Source organism: Streptomyces sp. NPDC020422 (assembly GCF_044386705.1).
Taxonomy (GTDB): Bacteria; Actinomycetota; Actinomycetes; order Streptomycetales; family Streptomycetaceae; genus Streptomyces.
In genome coordinates this window covers 149,755-171,550 of the sequence record NZ_JBIRVJ010000013.1, presented here as the reverse complement: position 1 = coordinate 171,550, position 21,796 = coordinate 149,755, and the positions used below count along the sequence as shown (strand labels likewise).

Annotated in this window: 18 protein-coding genes; 11 read left to right on the top strand and 7 right to left on the bottom strand. The window is 73.2% G+C overall.

Going from position 1 to position 21,796, the window contains the following annotated elements:
* Positions 1-94 precede the first annotated feature (94 nt).
* Together ACH414_RS30665 and ACH414_RS30660 are read left to right on the top strand one after the other, a co-directional pair.
* The gene (locus ACH414_RS30665; RefSeq protein ID WP_398944274.1) at positions 95-1,606 is read left to right on the top strand and encodes a hypothetical protein; all 1,512 of its coding nucleotides are present in this window, start codon (positions 95-97) and stop codon (positions 1,604-1,606) included.
* A gap of 70 nt (positions 1,607-1,676) precedes the next feature.
* Positions 1,677-2,876: a pyridoxal-phosphate dependent enzyme gene (locus ACH414_RS30660; RefSeq protein ID WP_398944272.1), complete on the top strand. Its 1,200-nt coding sequence runs from the start codon at positions 1,677-1,679 to the stop codon at positions 2,874-2,876.
* A 144-nt stretch (positions 2,877-3,020) separates the two neighbouring features.
* On the opposite strand, the gene ACH414_RS30655 is transcribed toward ACH414_RS30660, so the two are convergent.
* Positions 3,021-4,031 carry a quinone oxidoreductase family protein gene (locus tag ACH414_RS30655; protein ID WP_398944271.1) on the bottom strand — a complete coding sequence of 337 codons (1,011 nt, stop codon included), beginning with the start codon at positions 4,029-4,031 and terminating at the stop codon, positions 3,021-3,023.
* A 227-nt stretch (positions 4,032-4,258) separates the two neighbouring features.
* On the opposite strand from ACH414_RS30655, the gene ACH414_RS30650 reads away from it, so the two are divergent.
* Entirely contained in the window at positions 4,259-4,747 is a 489-nt protein-coding gene (locus ACH414_RS30650) for a GNAT family N-acetyltransferase (protein ID WP_382541246.1), read from the top strand.
* A gap of 14 nt (positions 4,748-4,761) precedes the next feature.
* Here ACH414_RS30650 and ACH414_RS30645 read toward each other — a convergent pair whose 3' ends face one another.
* From ACH414_RS30645 to ACH414_RS30630, 4 genes are all read right to left on the bottom strand, one after another.
* A complete protein-coding gene (locus tag ACH414_RS30645; protein ID WP_391768751.1) occupies positions 4,762-6,048 on the bottom strand; it encodes an ATP-binding protein in 1,287 nt (428 codons plus the stop codon).
* A 226-nt stretch (positions 6,049-6,274) separates the two neighbouring features.
* Entirely contained in the window at positions 6,275-6,631 is a 357-nt protein-coding gene (locus ACH414_RS30640) for a DUF805 domain-containing protein (RefSeq protein WP_382541240.1), read from the bottom strand.
* A 194-nt stretch (positions 6,632-6,825) separates the two neighbouring features.
* Positions 6,826-7,185: an SPW repeat protein gene (locus ACH414_RS30635; RefSeq protein ID WP_382541238.1), complete on the bottom strand. Its 360-nt coding sequence runs from the start codon at positions 7,183-7,185 to the stop codon at positions 6,826-6,828.
* Between the two features lie 272 nt (positions 7,186-7,457).
* Complete coding sequence (locus tag ACH414_RS30630; RefSeq protein ID WP_382541235.1) at positions 7,458-7,838, bottom strand: VOC family protein; 381 nt, start codon at positions 7,836-7,838, stop codon at positions 7,458-7,460.
* A gap of 355 nt (positions 7,839-8,193) precedes the next feature.
* On the opposite strand from ACH414_RS30630, the gene ACH414_RS30625 reads away from it, so the two are divergent.
* Positions 8,194-8,565, top strand: a complete 372-nt coding sequence (locus tag ACH414_RS30625; RefSeq protein WP_382541232.1) for a cupin domain-containing protein — start codon at positions 8,194-8,196, stop codon at positions 8,563-8,565.
* Between the two features lie 66 nt (positions 8,566-8,631).
* Here ACH414_RS30625 and ACH414_RS30620 read toward each other — a convergent pair whose 3' ends face one another.
* Positions 8,632-10,050 (bottom strand): sulfatase-like hydrolase/transferase, encoded by a 1,419-nt coding sequence (locus ACH414_RS30620; RefSeq protein ID WP_386568924.1) that lies wholly within the window; start codon positions 10,048-10,050, stop codon positions 8,632-8,634.
* A complete protein-coding gene (locus ACH414_RS30615) occupies positions 10,050-11,030 on the bottom strand; it encodes a TauD/TfdA dioxygenase family protein (protein ID WP_382541226.1) in 981 nt (326 codons plus the stop codon). The genes ACH414_RS30620 and ACH414_RS30615 overlap by 1 nt, the downstream gene beginning before the upstream one ends.
* Before the next feature lie 403 nt (positions 11,031-11,433).
* Between ACH414_RS30615 and ACH414_RS30610 the strand changes: the two genes are divergently transcribed.
* From ACH414_RS30610 to ACH414_RS30580, 7 genes are all read left to right on the top strand, one after another.
* Positions 11,434-12,666: an ROK family protein gene (locus tag ACH414_RS30610; protein ID WP_398944269.1), complete on the top strand. Its 1,233-nt coding sequence runs from the start codon at positions 11,434-11,436 to the stop codon at positions 12,664-12,666.
* Positions 12,667-13,169: 503 nt separating this feature from the next.
* The gene (locus tag ACH414_RS30605) at positions 13,170-14,762 is read left to right on the top strand and encodes an ABC transporter substrate-binding protein (protein ID WP_398944266.1); all 1,593 of its coding nucleotides are present in this window, start codon (positions 13,170-13,172) and stop codon (positions 14,760-14,762) included.
* Positions 14,763-14,765: 3 nt separating this feature from the next.
* Positions 14,766-15,710, top strand: coding sequence for an ABC transporter permease (locus tag ACH414_RS30600; RefSeq protein WP_398944264.1), 945 nt, complete (start codon positions 14,766-14,768; stop codon positions 15,708-15,710).
* A gap of 5 nt (positions 15,711-15,715) precedes the next feature.
* The gene (locus ACH414_RS30595; protein ID WP_398944263.1) at positions 15,716-16,624 is read left to right on the top strand and encodes an ABC transporter permease; all 909 of its coding nucleotides are present in this window, start codon (positions 15,716-15,718) and stop codon (positions 16,622-16,624) included.
* On the top strand, positions 16,621-18,471 hold the full coding sequence (locus ACH414_RS30590) for a dipeptide ABC transporter ATP-binding protein (protein WP_398944261.1): 1,851 nt from the start codon (positions 16,621-16,623) through the stop codon (positions 18,469-18,471). Before ACH414_RS30595 ends, ACH414_RS30590 begins: the two co-directional genes overlap by 4 nt.
* A complete protein-coding gene (locus ACH414_RS30585; protein WP_398944259.1) occupies positions 18,468-19,415 on the top strand; it encodes a formylglycine-generating enzyme family protein in 948 nt (315 codons plus the stop codon). The genes ACH414_RS30590 and ACH414_RS30585 overlap by 4 nt, the downstream gene beginning before the upstream one ends.
* Entirely contained in the window at positions 19,412-21,727 is a 2,316-nt protein-coding gene (locus ACH414_RS30580) for an arylsulfatase (RefSeq protein ID WP_398944257.1), read from the top strand. The genes ACH414_RS30585 and ACH414_RS30580 overlap by 4 nt, the downstream gene beginning before the upstream one ends.
* Positions 21,728-21,796: the final 69 nt, after the last annotated feature.

Sequence of the window (21,796 nt, the reverse complement as noted above, 5' to 3'; positions counted from 1 at the left end):
AAGGCCCACAAGGTGACCTCCCGGTACCCGTCGGCGATGTCGCCGCGCCCACACGGGTTACGGTGCTGCTGTGGTGAGCGACGAGGTGAACACAGTGGGTACGGCCCTCTTGCTGGCGGCCGCGCCGGCCGGGCGCGGCCGTGCGATGGACGCGGCTTCGGTGCTGCCCGCGCTGGCGGCGGTGCCGGCCGGAGCCCTCACCGGTACGGACATGGCGACGGTCGTCGAACTGGCGGACCCGCTGGACCCGCAGACGGTGCTCACCCGCCTGCGCACCGCCGCCGCTGCCCCCGGACCGCTCACCCTCTGCCTCGCGGGCCAGCTCCAACTCGACCGCCGCCAGCGCCTCCCGCACCTCGCGCTGGCGCGCACCACCCCGACGACCCTGCGCTACACGGCACTTCCCTGGCACTGGCTGGCCACCGAACTGGCCGCCCGCCGACCGGGCACCACCACGGTCCTCGCCGACCTGGCGGCCGAGCCCGAACTCTTCGAGCGCCTCGGCACCGACCGGCAAGCGCTCGGACTCGGCCCGACGGTCGCGCTGTTCGCCCATGTGACGCCGTTCCCGCGCCGCGGCGCGCCGTCGACCCCGGAGTACCTGCGCCACTTCGCCACGGTCTGGCGCACGGGCGCGCGACCCCCGCTCCCGCTCCTTCACGCGGACGCCGTGGCCGCGGCCGAGGCGGCGACGGGGACGGCAGGTGCGATCCCGCTGGCGCCGCCGGCGGGCGGGCCGCAGGCCGAGCCGCATGGCCAGCCAACGCAGACGCAGACGCAGACGCAGCCCCAGACCCAGGCCCAGACCCAGGCCCAGGCCCAGGCCCACGCCGTGGCGCAGGTCCAGGCCGCCGCGGTCGTGACGGTGCCTCGGGGAGCCGCCGTCGAGTCGCCGCCGACCCGCCGCCTCGGCGGGACCGGCCGGAGCCCGGGGGACCGGCGGACCGCGGCACCGGCGGGAGCGGCGGTCCTCGCCGCGGGGCCGGCGCCTGCGCCCCTTGCCCTGCCCGGTGCTGCTCCCCTTCCGGCCCCGGCCCCCGTTCCGGCTGCCGCGCCGGCTCCCGCCACGGCTGCCGTTCCGACCTCCGCCCCGGCCCCGGTGCGTGTCTCCGCCCCTGCTCCCGTGCCCGCTACGGCCGCCCCCGCGCCCCTCCCCGCCCCTCCGGCGCACCCGCCCGTCCCGCCGCGGCCCGGCACCGGCGACGATCCGCATCCCGCGATCCTCGCCGCGGCCATGGCCGGGCGGCACGGGGAGGCCGCGGCGATGGCCGCCGCGTGGGAGAGCGAGGCGCTGCGACGCCACGGCCCGCGATCGAGGGAGGCGGTGCACTGGGTCGAGGTGCGGGCCGACCTGGCGCGGCTGGCGGGGGAGCCGGCGCGCAGCTGCGAGCTCTGGATCGCCGTGGCGCAGGCCCGGCTCGGCCTCCGGCAGGAGCCGGACGAGCCGGACGTCGAAGGCGCCGTGGACCGGGCCCACCACCAGTGGGAGCAGATCCAGGACCCGGCCAGGGCCCGGGCCCTCGGTCCCGCGCTCGTCGAGCTGCGGCGCCGGGTCCCCGGCCGCCGCGCCGGCGCGCTCGCGGCGCTGCAACGGAGGCTGGGCTGACGCCCGCCGTCGTCCGCGCCCGGAAGCCAGAAGCCCCGCACCTGCCGTCCGCACCGTACGAAAGGCTGCCGTGACCTCCCTCGCCACCGCCCAGCGTGCCCTGCTCGACCCGACCGTGCGCCACCCGCTGTGGCCGCCGCTGACCGCGGGGTGTCCGGTGACCTCCACGGAGGAGGTCGCCTACCCCCTGGACATCGACTACGACTACGACCGCGTTCCCGCCGACCTGTTCGCCCGCCCCGCCGCGCACGGTCTGGAGCGCTGGGCGCCGCTGCTCCCGCCGCTCGCCGCGCCCGGCCTCGGCGAGGGCGACACGCCGCTGGTGCGGCTCGCCGACGGCGTCTGGATCAAGGACGAGTCGCGCAACCCCACCTGGAGCCACAAGGACCGCCTGAACCGGGTGGCGGTCAGCGCCGCCGTGGCGTCCGGCGCGCGCGGGATCGTCGTGTCGTCCTCCGGGAACCACGGCGCCGCGGCCGCGGCGTACGCGGCGCGTGCCGGACTTCCCTGTGTCGTCTTCACCTCGCCCTTCGCCCCGCCCGCCGTCGCCTCCCACCTGCGCGCCTACGGTGCGACCGTGCTCACGCCCCCGCGCGAGTCGGTGCGCCCGCTGATGCGACGGATCGTGGAGGAGTTCGGCTACCAACCGGTGAGCAGCGTGACGGACACCGCGCACACCGGCCATCCCTTCGGGCCCGAGGGGTACAAGACGATCGCGTACGAGATCGCCCTGGAGCTGGGACGCGCCCCGGCGTCGGTCCATCTGCCCACCGGATACGGGGAGTTGCTCTACGGCGTGACCAAGGGGTTCCTGGAGCTCGCCCGGCTCGGCGTGACGGACTCCGTCCCGCGCATGTACGCCGCGGAGCCGGCCTCCGCCGGGGCGCTCACCACGGCCATGCGCACCGGCGCGGACACGGCGCGCGTCCCGGTCGGCCCGACCGCCGCGTACGCCATCGACTGCGAGATCAGCGGCTACCGCGGGGTCGTCGCGCTGCGCGAGAGCGGGGGAGCCGCCCGTACGGTGACGGACCGCCAGATGAGCGACGCCCAGGCGGAGTTGGCCGCGCAGGGCCTGTGGTGCGAGATCTCCTCGGCAGCCGGTCTGGCGAGCCTGCGGGCCCACGGCCCCCAGGAGACGGACGGCCCCGTCGTCTGCGTGGTCACGTCGAGCGGCTACAAGGACACGGCGACCGCTCGTGAGACCTACGCTCCGGTGGACCTGGAGTGGGCCGACGTGAAGGCCCTGCTCTCCCGGGCCGAGGCCTAGCGTGCCGGCCCGGCAGGTGGTGGACGGGTGAGCCCCACCGGAACCCGGTCTCGGCCGGCCGCCTGACGCGGTCGGGGATCCTGGCGATGACGGTCGGCCCCTCGGCCTCCGTCTCTCCGGGATCCCCGGCCGCGTCACCCGCGATCAGCTCTGCGCCTCCCGGCGGCGTCCCAGAGCGGACTCGTCGGGTAGGACGAGCAGCTTGCCGGTGGTACGCCGAGCCTCCAGGTCGCTGTGGGCCCGGGCGGCGTCGGACAGGGCGTATCGGCCCGTCACGGTGACCTCGAGTGCCTTGGAGCGCACCCAGGCGAACACCTCGGCGGCCCGTCGGAGCAGTTCGGACCGGTCGGCGATGTAGTCCCCGAGGCTGGGCCGGATCAGGGTCAGCGAACCGCCGCGGGCGAGCCGGATCGGATCGAACGGCGGCACGGCGCCGCTCGCCGCGCCGAAGAGCACGAGATGGCCGCGGGGCCGCAGGCTGGCGAGGCTCGCGTCGAAGGTGTGCGCGCCGACGCCGTCGAAGACGACCGGCAGTCCCTGACCGCCGTTGAGCCGCCGCACCTCGGCCGCGAGATCGTCGACCGCGGAGGGCAGGATCACCTCGGCGGCCCCGGCGCGCTTCGCCAGGTCGGCCTTCGCGGTGGTCGACGTCGTGCCGATCACCCTGCCGCCGAGACGGGTGACGAGCTGGGTCAGAAGCAGCCCCATGCCACCGGCAGCGGCGTGCACGAGCACCGTGTCGCCTGCCCGAACCGGGTAGGCGTCCTTGACGAGATAGTGCGCGGTCATGCCCTGGAGGAGCACGGCGGCGGCCGTCTCGAAGCCGATGTCGTCGGGCAGCGGCACCAGCCGGGAGGCGTCCACCACGGCCCGCTCGGCGTACGCGCCGGGAATCTCCACCCAACCGACCCGGTCCCCGACCGCGACGTCAGCGACGCCGGGACCGACCTCGACGACCGTGCCGGCGCCCTCGGCGCCCGGGGTGAAGGGCAGAGGGAGGGTGTACCGGCCCTCGCGGTGGTAGACGTCGAGGAAGTTGACCCCGGCTGCGGCGACCTCCACGACCGCCTCGCCCGGACCCGGCCGCGGCTGGTCGACCTCGGCCGGCCGCAGCACCTCGGGACCGCCCACTTCGTGCACCTGTATCGCTCGCATGACCCTCCGATGATCGACTTGCCCCCACCAACCCCGTTGACGGGGATCCGATTCCCGTCCCCGACACCTTCCCGTCCCCGACGCCTTCCCGGCCCCGACCACTTCCCGTCACTGACGCCTTCCCGGCCCTGACGACCCAGGCAGCCAGAACCTGGCCAGGGGCGGGATCGGGCCCGGGGCGCGGCCCGCCCGGGCGGCTCCCTCCGGCGGCCTGGCATCATCGACGTATGCCCCCCGAGCCCGCCCCCCTCCGCACCGAGCGGCTCGTCCTGCGTCCCGTACGCACCCGGGACGTGCCGGCCGTGACGCGGCTGTGGACCGACCCCGAGGTGCGGCGGCACCTGGGCGGGCCCGTGATCGACTCCGTGGTGCGGATCCGGCAGCGCCGGATCGTCGGGGCGCCGGGCTTCCACGCCGTCGAGCGGGCCGCCGACGGCGTGGTCCTCGGCCTGGTCACGGTGGAGTCCGGCGCGCGGGACGGGGAGACGGAGGTCTCCTATCAGTTCCTGCCCGAGCACTGGGGGCGGGGGTACGCCCGCGAGGCCGTCGCCGCGGCCGTCGAACAGGCCCTGCGGGAGGCGCCGAGCGTGGTCGCGGTCACCCAGGAGGCCAACGAGCGCTCACGCAGGCTCCTGGACGCCGTGGGCCTGGCGCACGTCGGGTCCTTCGTGGAGTGGGACGCGCACCAGGTGCTGTACCGGCGGCGCCGGGACTGAGGCGGAACGGCCGCTCAGAACCGGGCGTGGGTCGTGATGTCGGACTCGAACTGGGTGATCATCTCGGGCGTGACCGTCGGCCGGCACTGGGCGATGGCGTCCAGGTAGTCCGTCGTGGTCGCCCCCGGCGCCTTCTCGTCGCCGGGGCGGCCGACCGACCCGAGGTCCCGCTCGAAGGAGTTCTGCGCGGCGATCCGGGCCGCGTGCTCGATGTCGGCGGGGGTGAACAGCTCGCTCGCGCGCACGAGTTCGTCGACGTCGACGTCCGGTCGGGCGTCGGTGTAGCGGGCCCAGATCGCGGCCCTGGCCGCCTTGTCCGGCGTACCGATCGGGATCAGGTAGTCGAAGCGTCCCGGACGCAGGAACGCCGGGTCGAGGGAGCGGATGGAGTTGGTCGCGCAGACGAGCAGGCGCTCGTCCCGCTCCCGGAAGCCCGGGATGAGCTTGAGGAGCTCGTTGGTCACGCCGTGCGTCCCGCCGGGCTGCACCGGTTCGGTGCGTACGGGGGCGATCTCCTCGACCTCGTCGATGAAGACCAGCACCCGCTCCAGCTCCGCGATCCGGGCGAAGGCGGAGCGCAGCGCGGCCGCCAGGTTGCCCTCGTCGGCGAGGCGCGAGGGCAGGATCTCCACGAACGGCCAGCCGAGCCGGGAGGCGATGGCCCGGGCGAAGGTCGTCTTCCCGGTGCCGGGCGGCCCGAAGAGACCCAGGGCGCGCGGGGGCCTGACCCCGTGCCGCGCGGCCCGCTCCGGTTCGGCGAGCGGCAGCACGACCCGCCGTTCGATCAGGTCCTTCTCCCGTTCCATGCCGGCGACCTTCGCCCACAGGTCGGCGGGCAGCAGCCGTCCGCCGAGGTCGTCGAGGAGGTTCGCGGCGGGCCCGTGGAGCGGTTCGACCTTCTCGAAGTAGGCCACCGCCGGCTGCCGGGTGTAGCCGGCGTTGAGAAGCCCTTCGCCGACGAGCTCCTCCTCGGGCAGCACGTACGCGATCCGGCCCACCCGGGCCGCCACCAGGCGTCGCTCGAGCTCCACCAGGAGGGCGCTGGCCAGGCCCCGGCCACGCCAGGCGGAGCTGATCGCGATCCGCATCACCCAGGCGCGCTCGCCCGCCACGCAGGCGAGCGCGGCGCCGATCGGGGTGCCCTGGTGGACGGCGACGACGGCCGGCTGGCGGGAGGTCAGGGCTCCGATGCACTCGGCGAGCGAGAAGACGGACTCCTGGCCGAGTTCGGCCGTGGTGTCGATCAGATGGACGACCGCGGCGAGATCGCTCTCGCGGTAGTCGTGGATGAGCCAGTTCACCGGTGGTACCGCCCCTCGTTGCTGCTGTCGCGCTCCGTGTCGGCGAGGCTAGGCGGGACGGCCGGGGCGGGTCCTGCGCCGCCGTGCACAAGCCGCGGCCGGTGAATGCTCCGGTCCGGCTCTATGCGCCGCCCGCGCGGCCGGGCACGCGCGAAGCCCCCGGTGGCGTTCCGTCCGGGGGCTTCGGTGGCTGGTTCCGGTGGTGCGTGGTGCGCGGTGCGGACCGTCAGTAGGACGGAGCCAGCTTGGGGTTCGGGCCGTGCGCGTTCGCCTGGGAGTCGCCCTCGGTGGCGAGGAAGACGATCAGGATGATGAAGCCGACGAACGGCACCAGGTCGATGAGGATCCACCAGCCGGAGCGTCCGGTGTCGTGCAGTCGGCGGACCGTCACGCCCAGGCCGGGCAGGAGGACGGCGAGGCCGTATATCGCGGTGAGCAGCGGATACGTGCCCAGCGCGAAGTCGACGATCATGAGAATGATCCCCGCGATCGCGTTGAACAGCGTGAACATCCAGTATTCCTGGCGGCGCGCCCTGCCGCTGAACACCGCGTACTTCTTGAGAACGTCCAGGTACCAGTTCACTTTGTCCCCCCAAGGACCGGTTGATGAGCGGGAGTCTGTCCTGTGGGGCAAGCTTTACGCAGAACTTATGTGGCCGAAACCATGTGGAGCAATTCGTTACCTGGAGGTGGCCGTTCACACATGCGGGCGCGACAAAAGTGAACGGCGTCGCCTCCTCGTGCGAGGGGCGACGCCGTTCCGGGAGAGGACCGGAATCACGTCCTTCTCTTGCTCATGAGCAGTCCGCCCGCCGTGAGGGCGAACAGGCACACGCAGGCGCCGGTGATGACGTTGCTGAGGATCGCGCCGGTACCGGCGTCCCGGGAGACCACCCACGGGGAGACGATCAGCCATACACCGAGCAGCAGGACCACGAAGTTGAGGTCCTGGGACCGCTCCGGCGCCATCGACATGCACAGACCGAGGCCGGCGAGAGCGAGGCCGACGATCAGGTTGCTGATGGCGAGTTCCGGCTTTGCGGCGGAGAAGTGGACCGTCCACGCGGAGACCGCCGCGTAGATGCCGGCGAGGATCACCAGTTCCTCGACCGCCGCCACACCGCGGGTCTGGAGCATACGGGCATAACGGTCCCGCATTTCCCCTGCGTCGGGGTGCCCTCGGATATCACCGGGACGGTGAGAGACGTCGGCCATACGACTCGCCTCCTTCTGGCGTCCTGCACGTCTGACCGCGCTTGCGGCTGCTGCCGCGGTTTCATTGTGCGCTTATCTGGCCTTTATGTGTAGATCCGCCCGATAAGGGATTCATACAGAATTCTCCCTTCCGGTATGCGGGAATCCGCCAAAGAAGAGGAAGCTTCAACAACGGCTTCGGCCAACCTTCCAGGTCAGCGGATGTACGGGCGGGTGATGATCTCCATGTTGTGCCCGTCGGGGTCGGCGAAATAGGCCCCCCGCCCGCCGAACCGGCGGTTGATCCGCCCGGGCTCGGTGTGGTTCGGGTCGGCGAAGTACGTGACCCGCATCCGCTCCAGGCGGTCGATCATCGTGTCGAATTCCTCGTCGGGCACGAGGAACGCGTAGTGGGTGGGCGTGAACGGCTCGTCACCCTGCTGGTAGTAATCCAGGGTCACGCCGTTGCCGGTCTCCACCGGGAGGAACGGTCCCATCGGGGCCCCGACGGAGAGGCCGAGCACCTCGGCGAGGAACTCGGCGGAAACCCGCCGGTCACGGGCATGGACAACAGTGTGGTTGAGCTCAACGGCCATGGGGGGTCCTTTCACAGGGCAAACGCTGTCGACGGTCTCCTACCCCGCACACGAGGTGCGGGAGAGACGGCCGCGGCGGACCCCGCGCCCACCACCCGGCGGCGCTCATGCCACGGCCGGGCACCCAACTCGATCACGGCCCATGGCCGACCCGGCAGTCATGAGGCCACGCTAACCCGTGCCGATCTTGCCCGGCAACGCGGTTTACGGCCACGACGCCCGCCCCGCGATCGCCCCCGGCCACCGCTCCGGACGGCCCGGCACCGGGCCGCGGAGGAGTGCGCCGACGCCCCCCGGCGTAGCCTGGAAATGGACTCGGGGCCCGAAGCTGCACCCCGCCGGGAGGCGGTCGACGATGACCGGAATCGTTTCCAGGAACTTCGACTCCGCGGACGAGACGCGGCCCTTCGAGGGCGGCAAGGGACGCCTGGACCTGCTCAACACGGACAACGGACAGGTCGGCAGGGCCGTGTTCGAACCCGGCTGGCGCTGGTCCGAGCACGTGAAGCCGATCGCCGGCACCGCGAGCTGCCAGGCCCACCACGTCGGCTACGTCGTCAGCGGGCGCATCAAGGTCGTCATGAACGGCGGCGACACCGCCGAGCTGGGCCCCGGCGACTTCTACGAGATCCAGCCCGGACACGACGCCTGGGTGCTCGGCGACGACGCCTGCGTGGCCCTGGACTGGGTCGGCTTCGGCGACTACGCCATGGGGTCCGGCTCCTGACCCCTCCCGCTCCCTCCTGCCCCGGTCTCCCGGGCGCTTCCCACCCCGCACCGACGGGCCGCGTCCTCACGCGTGCCCGAACCGCACCCCCTGCCACGGCACACGGTCGTGGGCGAAGGAGTCGGGTGAGCGCTGCTCCAACGTGCGCGGCGGGGCCGCCTCGATGACCGGATCGGCCCCCTCCACCTCACGCAGCCAGGCCGCGAGCGCGTCCCGCAGCCCGTCGGCCACCTGCCGGTGCGAGGTGAGACCCACCAGGTTCTCCAGCTCGTACGGGTCCGCCGCCAGGTCGTACAGCTCGGTCTCGCGGTAGCGGTCGGCGTCCGCCCGGAGCCAGGGATCCGTGCCGGGTGGTGCCGTCACGACGTACTTCCACCGCTCGGTGCGCACCGCCCGCCCGGTCACGTCCTCGCTGATCTGGACGAACACCGAGAACGGCCGCTCGGGGTCGCTGCCCCCGCCCACCAGTGGGCGCAGCGAACGGCCCTGCACGCCCGCGGGGACCTTCAGTCCCGCCGCGTCGAGGAGCGTCGGCATCAGGTCCACCGTGGAGACCGGCTGACGGATCAGCCCGCCACCGCGGAAGCCCGGACCGGTCAGCGCGAACGGCACCCGGACCGAGGCCTCGTGCGCGGAACGCTTGTACTCGCCGTTGCGGGTACGGAAGTGCGAACCGTGGTCCGCGGTCCAGGCCAGCACCGTGTCGTCCTCGATGCCCAGGCTGCGCAGTGCGTCCCGCAACCGGCCCACACCCTCGTCCACCCGCTTGATCTGCCCCAGATAGCCCCCGAGATGGCGGTGCGCGCCACCCTGGGCCGCGCCCGGACTGAGCGCCGCGAGGTCGGGCGGCAGCCACGTCCCCTCGTAGCGCTCCCGATAGCCGGCGGGCGCCGGATAGGTGTCCGTGGCGTTCTGGTGGTGGGGTTCGAGGAGGGAGAGGAACAACAGGAACGGGCGCTCGTGGTGGTCGGCGACGAAGCGGATCGCCGCGTCGATCAGGGCGTCCGAGCGGTAGCCCGGCAGCCGGACCGGCTCACCCTCCTCGTCGTACACCACGGTCCGGTACGCGTCGGAGGTGAACTCCAGGCGGTCCGAGGCGAGCCAGTGCTGATAGCCGCCGCGCCGGTCGGGCGGGACGGGGCCGTCGGGGTGCTCCTCCCCGGCCAGGTGCCACTTGCCGATATAGCCGGTGACATAGCCGGCTTCGGCGAAGGAGCCGGCGAGCGTGGGGAGTTCCGCTCCGAGCGGAAGTCCGTTGCGGAACACCCCGGTGGCCGTCGGGAAGCGACCGGTCTGCAGGGCGGCACGGGCGGGGGCGCACACCGGGTTCGGCGTGATGGCCTGATCGACCAGCGTGCCCTCGCGGGCCAGCCGGTCGAACTCCGGGGTGACCCCGGCCGGATTCCCGTGGGCGCCCGTGGTGTCCCACCGCTGCTGGTCGGTGAGGACGACGACGACGCTCGGCCGGGCGGCGGCGGCCGGCATCAGACCGCGGGCTGCGCCGTCGAGGCGCCGGAGGCGATGCCGAAGGCCGGGTCCGGCACGCCCTCGGGCGCGAGCAGCACCGACGAGCGCCCGTCCACGCCCACCGGGACGTCGCCGTCGATCGTCACCCGGCGCAGCTTGCGGTCGTGGGAGTCGGAGTCGTCCACGCCGTAGTGCTGGGTGGCGCGGTTGTCCCAGATGGCCACGTCGCCGACCTCCCACTGCCAGCGGACGGTGTTCTCGGGGCGCTCGATGTGGGACTGGAAGAGGTCGACCAGGGCGCGCGAGTCGGCGCCGGTCAGTCCGCTGATGCGCTGGACGAAGTTGCCCAGGACCAGCGTGCGTTCGCCGGTCTCGGGGTGGACGCGCACCAGCGGGTGCTCGGTCAGGAACTTCGTCGAGGCGAAGATCTCGCGGAAGCGGACCAGCTGCTCCGGCAGCGTGTCGGGGCGCAGGGCCGCGTAGTCGTAGTCGTTGGAGTGCACCGCCCGCAGCCCGTCGGCGAGGACGCGCAGCGGCTCGGGCAGGCGCTCGTACGCGGTGGCGGTGTTGGCCCACAGGGTGTTGCCGCCGTAGGGCGGGATGACCACGGCGCGCAGGATGGAGAAGGCGGGGTAGGCCGGGACGAAGGTGACGTCGGTGTGCCACTGGTTGGCGCGGCCGCCGTAGTCGGAGTCGATGGGGAAGGAGTAGCGCCCGTCGGCCGAGGGGACGGTCGGGTGCGCGACGGGGGTGCCGAGGAGCTTGCCGAAGGCCTCGTGGGCCTCCTCGTCCAGGTGGTCCTGGCCGCGGAAGAAGACGACCTTGTGCTCCAGGAGGGCGGCGCGGATCGCGGCGACGGTCTCGGGGGCGAGATCGCCGCCGAGACGCACTCCGGAGATGACGGCGCCGAGCCGGCCGCCGATCTTCCGGACGGTGAGCTCGTCGGCGCTGGTCGCGGTCGCCGTGGTGGGCGTGGCGGGGGAGGTCGTGATCGACATGACGGATCCCTTCGGGACGGCGTGCAGAGTTAATTTCGCAGGGGAAGTAATGAGGGCGCCAGAGGGCGTCGACGGGGAGAGCCGGCGGGCGCCACGGGAGGTGCACCGGAGAGCGGGTCGACGCGGCGGCGGTGGCCGATGTCCAGGACCATCGCAGCGCGTCCGGCGGACCGTCAACTGTCCACAGGCCCGGCGCCGATCGGCCGCTGGTGGTTGAATCGGCCTCCCCGCCGGCATCGGACAGCGGACGACCGGACCCCGTCGCACCCCTGTGACCAGTGCGTTCGCCCGTACGACGGAATGCGGCGAGCGGCCCGGTGGCAAGCCGCGCGCGCGGCCGTCGCGGTGCCGGGGGATTTCACGCCGTCGCAATACTCAGCAGCACTCCGGAGACGAGACCTTCATGACCTTCATCCCTTACGCCACCCCACGGATGGCCGGAGACGGCCGGCGCGAGGCCAACGCGGCCGCCGTGCTGCGCACCGTCCTCGACCACGGACCGCTCGCCCGCAGTGCCATCGCCCGGCACTCGGGGCTCAGCCCGGCGGCCGTCTCCCGCCAGGCCACCGACCTGTTCCGGCACGGACTGCTGCGCGAGCTTCCCGAACTCGGCGAGGGCGGGGGAGTCGGGCGCCCCCAGGTCCCCGTCGACCTGCACCTCGGCGCCAGCCACGGCCCCGTGGCCGCCGGCGTCCACCTCGGGGTCCCCGCCTCCTCCTTCGGGCTGGTGGACCTGCGCGGCCGGGTGATCGCCCGGCGCACCATGAACCATGTCGGCGCCGACCCGCGCGTGCTGCCCGCCCACGTGTCCCGGGAGCTGGACGCCTTTCTCGCGGAGCACCTCGACGGGCGCCCGCTGCTCGGCGTCGGCGCGGCCGCCGGCGGCTGGGTGGACCCCGACCAGGGCCTCGTCGTACGGCACGACGCCCTGGGCTGGTTCCACCGGCCGCTGGCCGCCGAACTCGCCCGCGGCCTGGGCCGGCGCAGGGTGCGGCTCGACAACCACGCCCGGGCGATCGCCCAGTCGGAGATCCTCTTCGGGCGCCCCCAGGCACGCCGGAGCCTGGTCCACCTCTTCATCGGCAACGTGGTCGACGCCGCCCTCGGGATCGCCGGGGTGGTGCACCAGGGCCCCGGCTCCGCCGCGGGCGACGTGGCCCATCTGCCGGTTCCGGACTCCACCGCCGTCTGCCCGTGCGGACGCGCGGGCTGCCTGGAGGCGACCGCCTCGAACACGGCGGTCGGCGAGACCGCACAGCGCAGGGGAATCGTGCCCGAACCGGACGTGTCCCTGGTGGTGGACGCGGCGGCGGCCGGCGACCGGCGTGCCGACCGGCTGCTGCGGGAGCGGGCCCGCGCGGTGGGGCGGGCCGTCGCCCTGCTGCTCGACGTGCTCAACCCCGACCTGGTCGTGGTCACCGAGCAGTCGAGCATCCTCAACCCGGAGTACCTGGAGGAGATCCGGGGTGCCGCGGTCGACCTCTCGCATGTCTGCGACGACCCCGAACGGATCGTCAGTCCACATGCCGGACCGGCCACCCTTCCCGTCGCGGCGGGCACGGTGGTGCTGAATCCCCTGTTCAGGCACCCTCTCCAGACCCTTCAGGAGCTGTCGTGGCCGGGGGTGGAGCGCTGAGTACTTCTCAGAATGCGGACAAGCCTGGTTGACCTGGTCCCGAGGCCGCTGCCATATTGCTCCCGTGAATCCGGACATGCGCCTCATCTGCCGCAGGCACGTCGACCTCTGTCGACAGGCCAGCGCGGTCTGTGCCGTCCGCGTCTGAGCGGTCCCGCACCCCAGGCGCCGGCGCCCACGCGCTGACCTGACCGGAGAGCCCAGCGGTCCCTTGCCTCGTTGGGCCCTCGCTCCGTCGCACCCCTGATCCTCACGGATCCCTCTTGTGTCTCTCCCTCTGCTGCCAGGGGTTTTGTTTCTCCCGCAGCGGAAGTAATTCACCGTGACCTAGGCGCTCTTCGGGGTTCGTCAGCGCTCTTCGGAGTTCGTCGGCGTTCGTCGGCGTTCGTGGGCGTCCCGGCACGTCCAAGTGCGTCGTATCACGTCCCGACATGCCCCAGCACGTCCATGCTCCTCCACGTCCAGGGGAACCCTTCTCCTTCCCTCCCACAGGCAGGCATTCGATGACCGAGCTGTACCCCTCCGCGCCCAGCACCCCCTCCCGCCGCACCGCCCTGCGCGCCGCGGGCGGTGGCACCCTGCTCCTGGGGCTGGGTCTGGCCGGCTGCCGCTCGGCCGTCTCCGAGTCCGGCGCCACCGACCCCAAGGCCGCCGCCGGCCCCCGCCGCGGCGGCACCGTCACCGTCGCCGTCAACAGCGACTTCACCCCCGGCCTGCTCTTCGCCCAGAGCGCCCAGTCGCTCCAGCAGCGGCTGGTCTTCAACACCCTCACCCGCTACGACGACCAGCTCCGCCCGCAGCCCGAGCTCGCCACCTCCTGGGACTACGCCGAGGACGGCCGCAGCATCACCCTCAAGCTCCGTACCGGCGTCACCTTCCACGACGGCCGCCCCTTCACCGCAGACGACGTCGTCTTCGCCGTGAAGAACCTCCAGAACCCGCTGCGAGCGGCTCAGTTGCGAGCGACCGCCGCCACGGTCACCGGCTTCGACAAGCGCGGCGACCACGAGCTCACGCTCCGCCTCGCCCACCCCGTCAACAACCTCTTCGACCTGTTCGAGTTCATGATCATCACCGATCGGAACAGCGTCGAGGACGCCGTCACCGGCAAGCGGCTCAACGGCACCGGCCCCTTCAAGCTCGCCAAGTGGAGCCCCGGCACCGGCCTCAGCCTCACCCGCAACGAGAAGTACTGGCAGCCCGGCCGCCCCTACCTCGACGGCGTCGAGCTCCGCGTCATACCCCAGGCCGACGCCCTGATCTCGTCCCTGCGCACCGGCCAGTCCCAGCTCTCCTTCAACGTTCCCGGCAAGAGCCTCGCCGTCGTCAAGGGCAACCCCGCCCTCACCGTCACCAGCTACGACACCGGCGCCGGCGCCACCTACCTCGGCGTCAACACCACCGTCGCCCCCCTCGACGACAAGCTCGTCCGCCAGGCCCTCGCCTGGGCCGTCGACCGCGAGCGCCTCCTCAAGCAGGCCCTCGGCGGCTACGGCCTCGACTCCGCCGCCCCCTGGCCGAAGTCCTCGCCCGCCTTCACCGAGGCCGGCCGCACCCACTACACGTACAACCCCGCCAAGGCCCGCGAGCTCCTCAAGTCGGCCGGGCACCCCCGCCTCGAACTGCCCCTGCTGCACATCAGCCTGCCCGGCGAGACCGCCGTCGCCGAGTCGATCCAGTACGACCTCAAGCAGGTCGGCGTCGACGTCACCCTCCAGCCCACCGACCCCGCCACCGCCCAGAAGAACCTCATCGCACAGAACATGCCCGCCCTGTGGACCATGGGCCACGGCTTCGCCCAGGTCCAGCCGTCCACCCTCGCCGTCAGCGCGTACCCCTTCAACGAGGCCAAGAACACGTCCAAGTTCCGCTCCGAGGAGTACACCCGGGTCGTCCGCGAGGCCTGGACGAGCCGCGCCACCGGCGCCGCGGCCAACGCCCTGCAGAGCAGGATCTCCGACATCCTGCTCGACGAGGCCTTCATCATCGACCTCGTCATCCGCGGCAACGTCCAGGTCGCCTCCGCCAAGCTGCACGGCGTCACCCTCAACAAGTTCTCCTACCTCAACCTCGACGACGCCTATCTGGCGGCCTGAGCGATGGCCCGCCACCTCCTGCGGAAGATCCCCTCCGCCCTCCTCGTCCTCCTCCTCGCCTCCGTCGCCGTCTTCGCCCTCATCCGGCTCGTCCCCGGCGACCCCGCGAGCTCCCTCGCCGGACCCGACGCGAGCGCCGAGACCGTCGCTGCCATCCGAGCCCGGCTCGGCCTCGACGCCTCCCCGGTCGGCCAGTACGCCCACTGGCTCGGCGGGCTCGTGACCGGCGACCTGGGTCCCTCGTACGCGATCGGCGGGCAGACCGCCGACCTCATCGGCGACGGACTCGGCGCGACCGTCGAACTCACCCTGGGTGCCCTGCTGTTCGTCGTCGTCCTCGGCGGCGCCTTCGGCATCCTGGGCGCCACCGCCCGCCGCCCCTGGCTGCGCGGCGCCGTACGGATCGCGACCACGGCGGCCCTCGCCGTACCGCCCTTCGTCTCCGGAGTCCTGCTCGTCCTGCTGTTCGCCGTCCTCCTCGGCGTACTGCCGCCCGGCGGCCGGGTCCCGATCCTGACCGCACCCGACCTGGGAGTGCAGTACCTGCTGCTGCCGGCCCTCTGCCTCGCCCTGCCCAGCGCCGCCGTCCTCGGGCGCTACCTCAAGGACGGCATCGAACGCGCCCTCACCGAGGACCACATCCGCACCGCCACCGCCGCGGGCATCGCACCCCGCCGGATCCTGTGGCGCCACGCCCTGCCGGGCGCCCTGCCGCCCGTCGTCACCCTCCTCGGCATGCAGACCGGCCATCTGCTCGGCGGCGCCGTCCTCGTCGAGGCGATCTTCGCCTGGCCCGGCCTCGGCCAGCTCGCCGAACAGGCCCTGGTCCGCCGCGACTACCCGGTCGTGCAGGACCTGCTGCTCCTCCTCGTCACCGTCTTCGTCCTCGTCCAGCTGCTCACCGACCTCGCCCACGCCTGGCTCGACCCCCGGATCAGGTGGGAGTGACCGCCATGACCACCACCACGCCCTCGCCGCCCACGCCCGCCTCGTCCCCCAAGGCAGGCGCCCCCGCCGCCCCGTCGGTGCGCGTCGCCACCCGCCGCCCCCGGCACCCCTACCGGGCCGCGCTCGCCACCGCCCGCGGCCGCACCGGACTCGTCCTCGTCGCCCTGGTCGTCGCCGCCGGCCTGCTCGCCCCGCTCCTCGCCGGGCACGGACCGACCGACCAGAGCGGCCAGTCCCTCGCCGGCCTCGGCACCCCCGGCCACCCCCTGGGCACCGACGACCTCGGGCGCGACCTGCTCGCCCGCCTCCTGTACGGCATCCGGGCCGACCTCGGCATCATCGCCGTCGCCGTCCCGCTCGGCGCCGCCCTCGGCGCCCTCGCCGCCCTGCTCGCCGCCACCCACCCCGCCGCCGACACCGTCGTCCAGCGCGCCTTCGACCTCGTCCTCGCCTTCCCCGGACTGATCCTGGCCCTCGCCGTCACCGCCGTCCTCGGCCCCGGCCCCCTGCCCGTCGTCCTCGTCATCGCCCTCGCCGAGATCCCCGCCTTCGGACGCCTGCTGCGGACCGGCATCCTCGTCCAGCGGGAACGCGAGTACGTCACCGCCGCCCGCGTCGGCGGCACCTCGCGCGGCCGGATCCTCGCCCGCCACATCCTGCCCAACGCCGCCGACCCGCTCGTCGTGCAGATCGCCGTCTCCCTCACCGTCGCCGTCTTCATCGAAGGCGCCATGAGCTTCCTCGGCGTCGGCGTACGGCCCCCGCAGCCCACCCTCGGGGCCGTCCTCAGCCAGTCCATGCCCTACCTGGCCCAGGCCCCGCACTTCGCCGCGGGGCCCCTCGTCACCGTGACCGTGCTCGTCCTCGGCCTCTCCCTGATCGCCGAGGCACTCAACCGGGAGACCCGCCGATGACCCACCCGGTACGCGACCCAGCGCCCGCACTCCTCGAAGTCGGCGGCCTCGACGTCGAGTTCACCACCCCCGACGGCTCCACCCTGCGGGCCGTACGCGACGTCTCCTTCACCCTGCGCCGGGGCGAGACCCTCGCCGTCGTCGGCGAGTCCGGCTCCGGGAAGTCCACCACCGCCCTCGCCCTGCTGCGCATGCTGCCCGGCACCGGCCGCGTCACCGCCGGCTCGGTCCGCCTCGACGGACAGGAGCTCACCACCGCGAGCGAGCAGGAGCTGCGGGCCGTCCGCGGGGCGCGCATCGGCATGATCTTCCAGGACCCGATGACCGCCCTCAACCCGGTCCTCACCGCCGGCACCCATCTCGACGAGGTGCTGCGCGCCCACGGACACGGGGACAGGGCCGCCCGCCGGGCCCGCGCCACCGAACTCCTCGACCTGGTCGGCATCCCCGACCCGGCCCGCCGCCTCGACGACCACCCCCACCAGTTCTCCGGCGGCCAGCGCCAGCGGATCCTCATCGCCATGGCCCTGGCCGGCGAACCCGACATCCTCCTCGCCGACGAACCCACCACCGCCCTCGACGCCACCGTCCAGGACCAGATCCTCACCCTGCTCGGCGAACTCGGCCGCAAGACCGGCACCGCGCTCGTCCTCATCACCCACAACATGGGCGTCGTCGCCCGCGCCTGCTCCCGCGTCCTCGTCATGTACGGCGGCACCGTCGTCGAGGACGGCCCCACCGCCGAGGTCCTCTCCCGTCCCCGCCACCCCTACACCGCCGGCCTCCTCGCCGCCGTGCCCCGGCTCTCCGCGCCCTCCGGCACCCGCCTCACCGGCATCCCCGGCAACCCGCCCGACCTCAGCCTCCTCGGCGACGGCTGCGCCTTCGCCGACCGCTGCTCCTTCGTGACCGACCGGTGCCGGACCGCCACCCCCGCCGCCGTCACCCTCGACGGCGGGGTACGCGCCGCCTGCGTGCTCGCCGCCGAACGCACCGAACCCCTGCCGCCGCCCCCGCCCCCGGCCCGCATCGACCGGCCCGCGCCCGGAGCCGTCGTCCTCGCCGCCGAATCCCTCCGAAAGGAATACCGCCGGCGCGGCCGGCGGGCCTTCACGGCCCTCGACGACGTCTCCCTCACGCTCGCCGCCGGTGAGACCCTCGGCATCGTCGGCGAGTCCGGCTCCGGCAAGTCCACCCTCGCCCGGATCCTCGCCCACGCCCACCCCGCCGACGGCGGGCGGCTGCTCCTCGAAGGACGGGACGTCACCCGCCCCTCGCGCCGCGAGCTGCACACCGTGCGCCGCCGCGTGCAGATGGTCTTCCAGGACCCGTACGCCTCCCTCAACCCGCGGATGACCGTCGGCGAGATCGTCGCCGAACCCCTGCGCGCCTTCGGCCTCGGCGACCGGGCCGAACGCGAACGGCGCGTCGCCGAACTGCTGCGCCTCGTCGGACTCGACCCGGCCGTCGCCGACCGCAGGCCCCGCTCCTTCTCCGGCGGCCAGCGCCAGCGCATCGGCATCGCCCGCGCCCTCGCCCCCGAACCCTCGGTCCTCATCTGCGACGAGCCCGTCTCCGCGCTCGACGTCTCCGTCCAGGCCCAGATCGTCGGGCTGCTCACCGACCTGCAGCGCGACCTCGGACTGGCCCTCGTCTTCATCGCCCACGACCTCGCCGTCGTCCGGCAGGTCAGCCACCGCATCGCCGTCATGCACCAGGGCCGGATCGTCGAGACCGGCAGCGCCGACGAGGTCTGCGAGCACCCCCGCGACCCCTACACCCGCGCCCTCCTGGCCGCCGCCCCCGAACCCGTACCCGCACCGCTCCTCACCGGGGTGAGCGCATGAGCAGCTGCTGCTCGCCCGGCCGCCCCTGCACGGGCGGCAGCCGGGGCACCACCGAATTCCTTGCGCTGCCGACGAAACGAACCACCGGCCGGCACGCCCCCGCCCTGCCCATGGCCGAACTGCCCGGCGGCACCTTCAGGATGGGCGACCACTTCGACGAGGGTCACCCCGCCGACCGGGAGGGACCCGTACGCGAGGTGACCGTGGCCCCCTTCGCCATCGACACCACCGCGGTCACCAACGCGCAGTACGCACGCTTCGTCGAGGCCACCGGACACCGCACCGACGCCGAACGGTACGGATCCTCCTACGTGTTCCACCTCCTGCTCCACCCGGCCGCCGAACCCCACGTCCTCGGCCGGGTGGCGAACGCCCCCTGGTGGCTCGGCGTCGAGGGAGCCGCCTGGCACAGCCCCGAAGGGCCGGGCTCCGACCTCGAAGGGCGCGCCGACCACCCCGTCGTCCACATCAGCCACGACGACGCCACCGCCTACTGCGACTGGGCCGGCCTCCGGCTGCCCACCGAGGCCGAGTGGGAGTACGCGGCCCGCGGCGGCCTCGACGGCGCCCGCTACCCCTGGGGCGACGAACTCACCCCGGACGGACGCGAGATGTGCAACATCTGGCAGGGCGCCTTCCCGCACCGCTCCGACCGGCCCGGCGGGCGCACCGGAACCGTCCCCGTCACCGCCCACCAGCCCAACGGCCACGGCCTCCACAACGTCGCGGGCAACGTGTGGGAGTGGTGCTCCGACGCCTTCGCGGCCCCGTCCCTCCCGGCCGGCCCCGTCGAACGGATCATCCGCGGCGGCTCCTACCTCTGCCACGACTCCTACTGCAACCGCTACCGCGTCGCGGCCCGCTCCCACAACACACCCGACTCCTCCACCGGCCACGGCGGCTTCCGCTGCGCCCGAACACTGACCGGAGACCTTCCCGCATGACCACCAGCACCCGCCGCGACCCGTACGAGGGCTTCCCCGGCCGGATCGGCCGCACCTTCGCCGACTCGGAGCCCGCCTGGCCCGAGCGCCCGACGCCGCCCGCCAAGGCCCCCAACATCGTCGTCGTCCTCGTCGACGACATGGGCTACAGCGACATCGGCCCCTTCGGCTCCGAGATCCCCACCCCCGTCCTCGACTCCCTCGCCGAGGACGGCGTGCGGCTCACCAACTACCACACCATGCCGCTGTGCTCACCGGCCCGCGCCGCCCTGCTCACCGGCCTCAACCCGCACCGCGTCGGCTACGCGATGGTCGCCAACTCCGACCCCGGCTTCCCCGGCTACGGCATGGAGATCGCCGACGACATCCCCACCCTCGCCGAACTCCTCCACGACTCCGGCTACGCCACCTACGCCGTCGGCAAGTGGCACCTCGTCCGCGACTCCGCCTCCAACGCCGCCGACGACCGGAACAACTGGCCGCTGCGGAAGGGCTTCGACCAGTACTACGGCGTCCTCGAAGGGCTCACCAGCCTCTTCCACCCGCACCAGCTCGTCCGCGACAACAGCCCGCTGGACATCGACGAGTTCCCCGACGACTACTACTACACCGACGACATCACCGACCAGGCCATCGCCATGGTGACCTCGCTGCGCGCCCACGACCCCGACAAGCCCTTCTTCCTCTACCTCGCCCACAACGCCGTGCACGGCCCGCTCCAGGCCAAGGCCGAGGACATCGCCCGCCACCGCGGCCGCTACGACGAGGGCTGGGACGCCCTGCGCGACCGGCGCTTCGCCGCACAGATCGCCGCCGGGATCTTTCCGCCCGGAACGGAACTCCCCGAACGCAACAGCGAGGCCGGACTCGACGTCCCCGCCTGGGACTCCCTCACCGAGGAGCAGCGCAGGCTCTACGCCCGCTACATGGAGGTGTACGCCGCCCTCGTCGACAACATCGACCAGAACCTCGGCCGGCTCACCGACACCCTCGACCGGCTCGGCGAACTCGACAACACCATCATCGTCTTCACCTCCGACAACGGCGGCACCGGAGAGGGCGGTGCCGAAGGCACCCGCTCCTACTTCAGCCGCTTCGTCCACCACCCGCGCCTGCCGGGCGACTGGGACCCGGACGTCGACCGCGATCCCGAACTCATCGGCGGACCCCGCAGCCTCGTCCACTACCCGCGCGGCTGGGGCATGGCCTCCAACACCCCCTTCCGCCTGTACAAGGGCCACACCTACGCCGGCGGCGTCCGCGTCCCCTTCGTCCTGTCCTGGCCCGAGGGCGCCCGCGACGGACGGCTCGCCCGCGGGCTGCGCCCCCAGTACCAGTACGTCACCGACATCGCGCCCACCCTCCTCGAACTCGCCGGGATCGAGCGCCCCGACACCCGCCGTGGCACCCCGCTGCAGGAACCCGACGGCACCAGCTTCGCGCCCGTCCTCGCCGATCCGGGGCACGACTCCACCCATCCCGAGCAGTACTGCGAGATGACCGGCAACCGCAGCCTCTACCGCGACGGCCACAAGCTCGTCACCCTCCACCGGCCCGGCGCGCCCTACGACGACTCCGAGTGGGCCCTCTACGACATCCGCACCGACCCCACCGAGATCCACGACCTCGCCGCAGACCGCCCCGACCTGGTCGCGGAGCTGTCCAAGGCCTGGGAGGAGGCCGCCTGGCGCAACGGCGTCTTCCCGCTGCCCGACCACAGCGGCGCCCTCGCCCGCCGCAACCCCGCCGAACAGCGCCTCGCCCGCCCCCTCACCCTGCTCCCCGGCACCCCGGAACTCGAGCGCTACCGCTCCTCCCGGCTGATCTCCCTGCGCTCCTTCGAGATCGCCGTCGCCGTCGACGAGACCGGCGAGGGGGTCCTCGTCTCCCACGGAGACCAGGGCGGCGGCTACAGCCTCTACGTCGAACACGGCCGGCTCGTCCTCGCGTACAACGAGTACGGCGAGCTGTACGAGACCGACGCCGGCGAACTGGCCCCCGGCGCCCACGACATCCTGCTCTCGGCGACCGCCGAGGAGGGGCTGCGCTGGCGCTTCACGGTCACCGTCGACGGCGAGCTCCGGGCCACGCCCGACAGCGTGCACCAGCTGATCGGCATGGCCCCGTTCCAGGGCATCAGCGTCGGTATCGACCGCAAGTCGCCCGTCTCCTGGCCGCTGTACGAACGCCGGCGTTCGTTCCGCTACGAGGGGAAACTCCGTTCGGTCACCTACCGGCCCGGTCCGCCGGGCCCGGACGCGCCGCAGGCGGTGGCGGAGGCCCTGAAGGCGGCGGCCGCGGCCTTCGAGTGAGGCGAGCACGGGCCGGGGGGCACGGCCCCCCGGCCCGGGGCCGGACGAAAACTCCCGGCCCCGGGCCCC

Bases quoted from the DNA above. Each gene is read 5' to 3' on its own strand.
- ACH414_RS30655 (WP_398944271.1), bottom strand. From the start codon at position 4,031: ATGCGAGCGATACAGGTGCACGAAGTGGGCGGTCCCGAGGTGCTGCGG.
- ACH414_RS30650 (WP_382541246.1), top strand. From the start codon at position 4,259: ATGCCCCCCGAGCCCGCCCCCCTCCGCACCGAGCGGCTCGTCCTGCGT.
- ACH414_RS30635 (WP_382541238.1), bottom strand. From the start codon at position 7,185: ATGCTCCAGACCCGCGGTGTGGCGGCGGTCGAGGAACTGGTGATCCTC.
- ACH414_RS30630 (WP_382541235.1), bottom strand. From the start codon at position 7,838: ATGGCCGTTGAGCTCAACCACACTGTTGTCCATGCCCGTGACCGGCGG.
- ACH414_RS30625 (WP_382541232.1), top strand. From the start codon at position 8,194: ATGACCGGAATCGTTTCCAGGAACTTCGACTCCGCGGACGAGACGCGG.
- ACH414_RS30620 (WP_386568924.1), bottom strand. From the start codon at position 10,050: ATGCCGGCCGCCGCCGCCCGGCCGAGCGTCGTCGTCGTCCTCACCGAC.
- ACH414_RS30615 (WP_382541226.1), bottom strand. From the start codon at position 11,030: ATGTCGATCACGACCTCCCCCGCCACGCCCACCACGGCGACCGCGACC.
- ACH414_RS30610 (WP_398944269.1), top strand. From the start codon at position 11,434: ATGACCTTCATCCCTTACGCCACCCCACGGATGGCCGGAGACGGCCGG.
- ACH414_RS30605 (WP_398944266.1), top strand. From the start codon at position 13,170: ATGACCGAGCTGTACCCCTCCGCGCCCAGCACCCCCTCCCGCCGCACC.
- ACH414_RS30600 (WP_398944264.1), top strand. From the start codon at position 14,766: ATGGCCCGCCACCTCCTGCGGAAGATCCCCTCCGCCCTCCTCGTCCTC.
- ACH414_RS30595 (WP_398944263.1), top strand. From the start codon at position 15,716: ATGACCACCACCACGCCCTCGCCGCCCACGCCCGCCTCGTCCCCCAAG.
- ACH414_RS30590 (WP_398944261.1), top strand. From the start codon at position 16,621: ATGACCCACCCGGTACGCGACCCAGCGCCCGCACTCCTCGAAGTCGGC.
- ACH414_RS30585 (WP_398944259.1), top strand. From the start codon at position 18,468: ATGAGCAGCTGCTGCTCGCCCGGCCGCCCCTGCACGGGCGGCAGCCGG.
- ACH414_RS30580 (WP_398944257.1), top strand. From the start codon at position 19,412: ATGACCACCAGCACCCGCCGCGACCCGTACGAGGGCTTCCCCGGCCGG.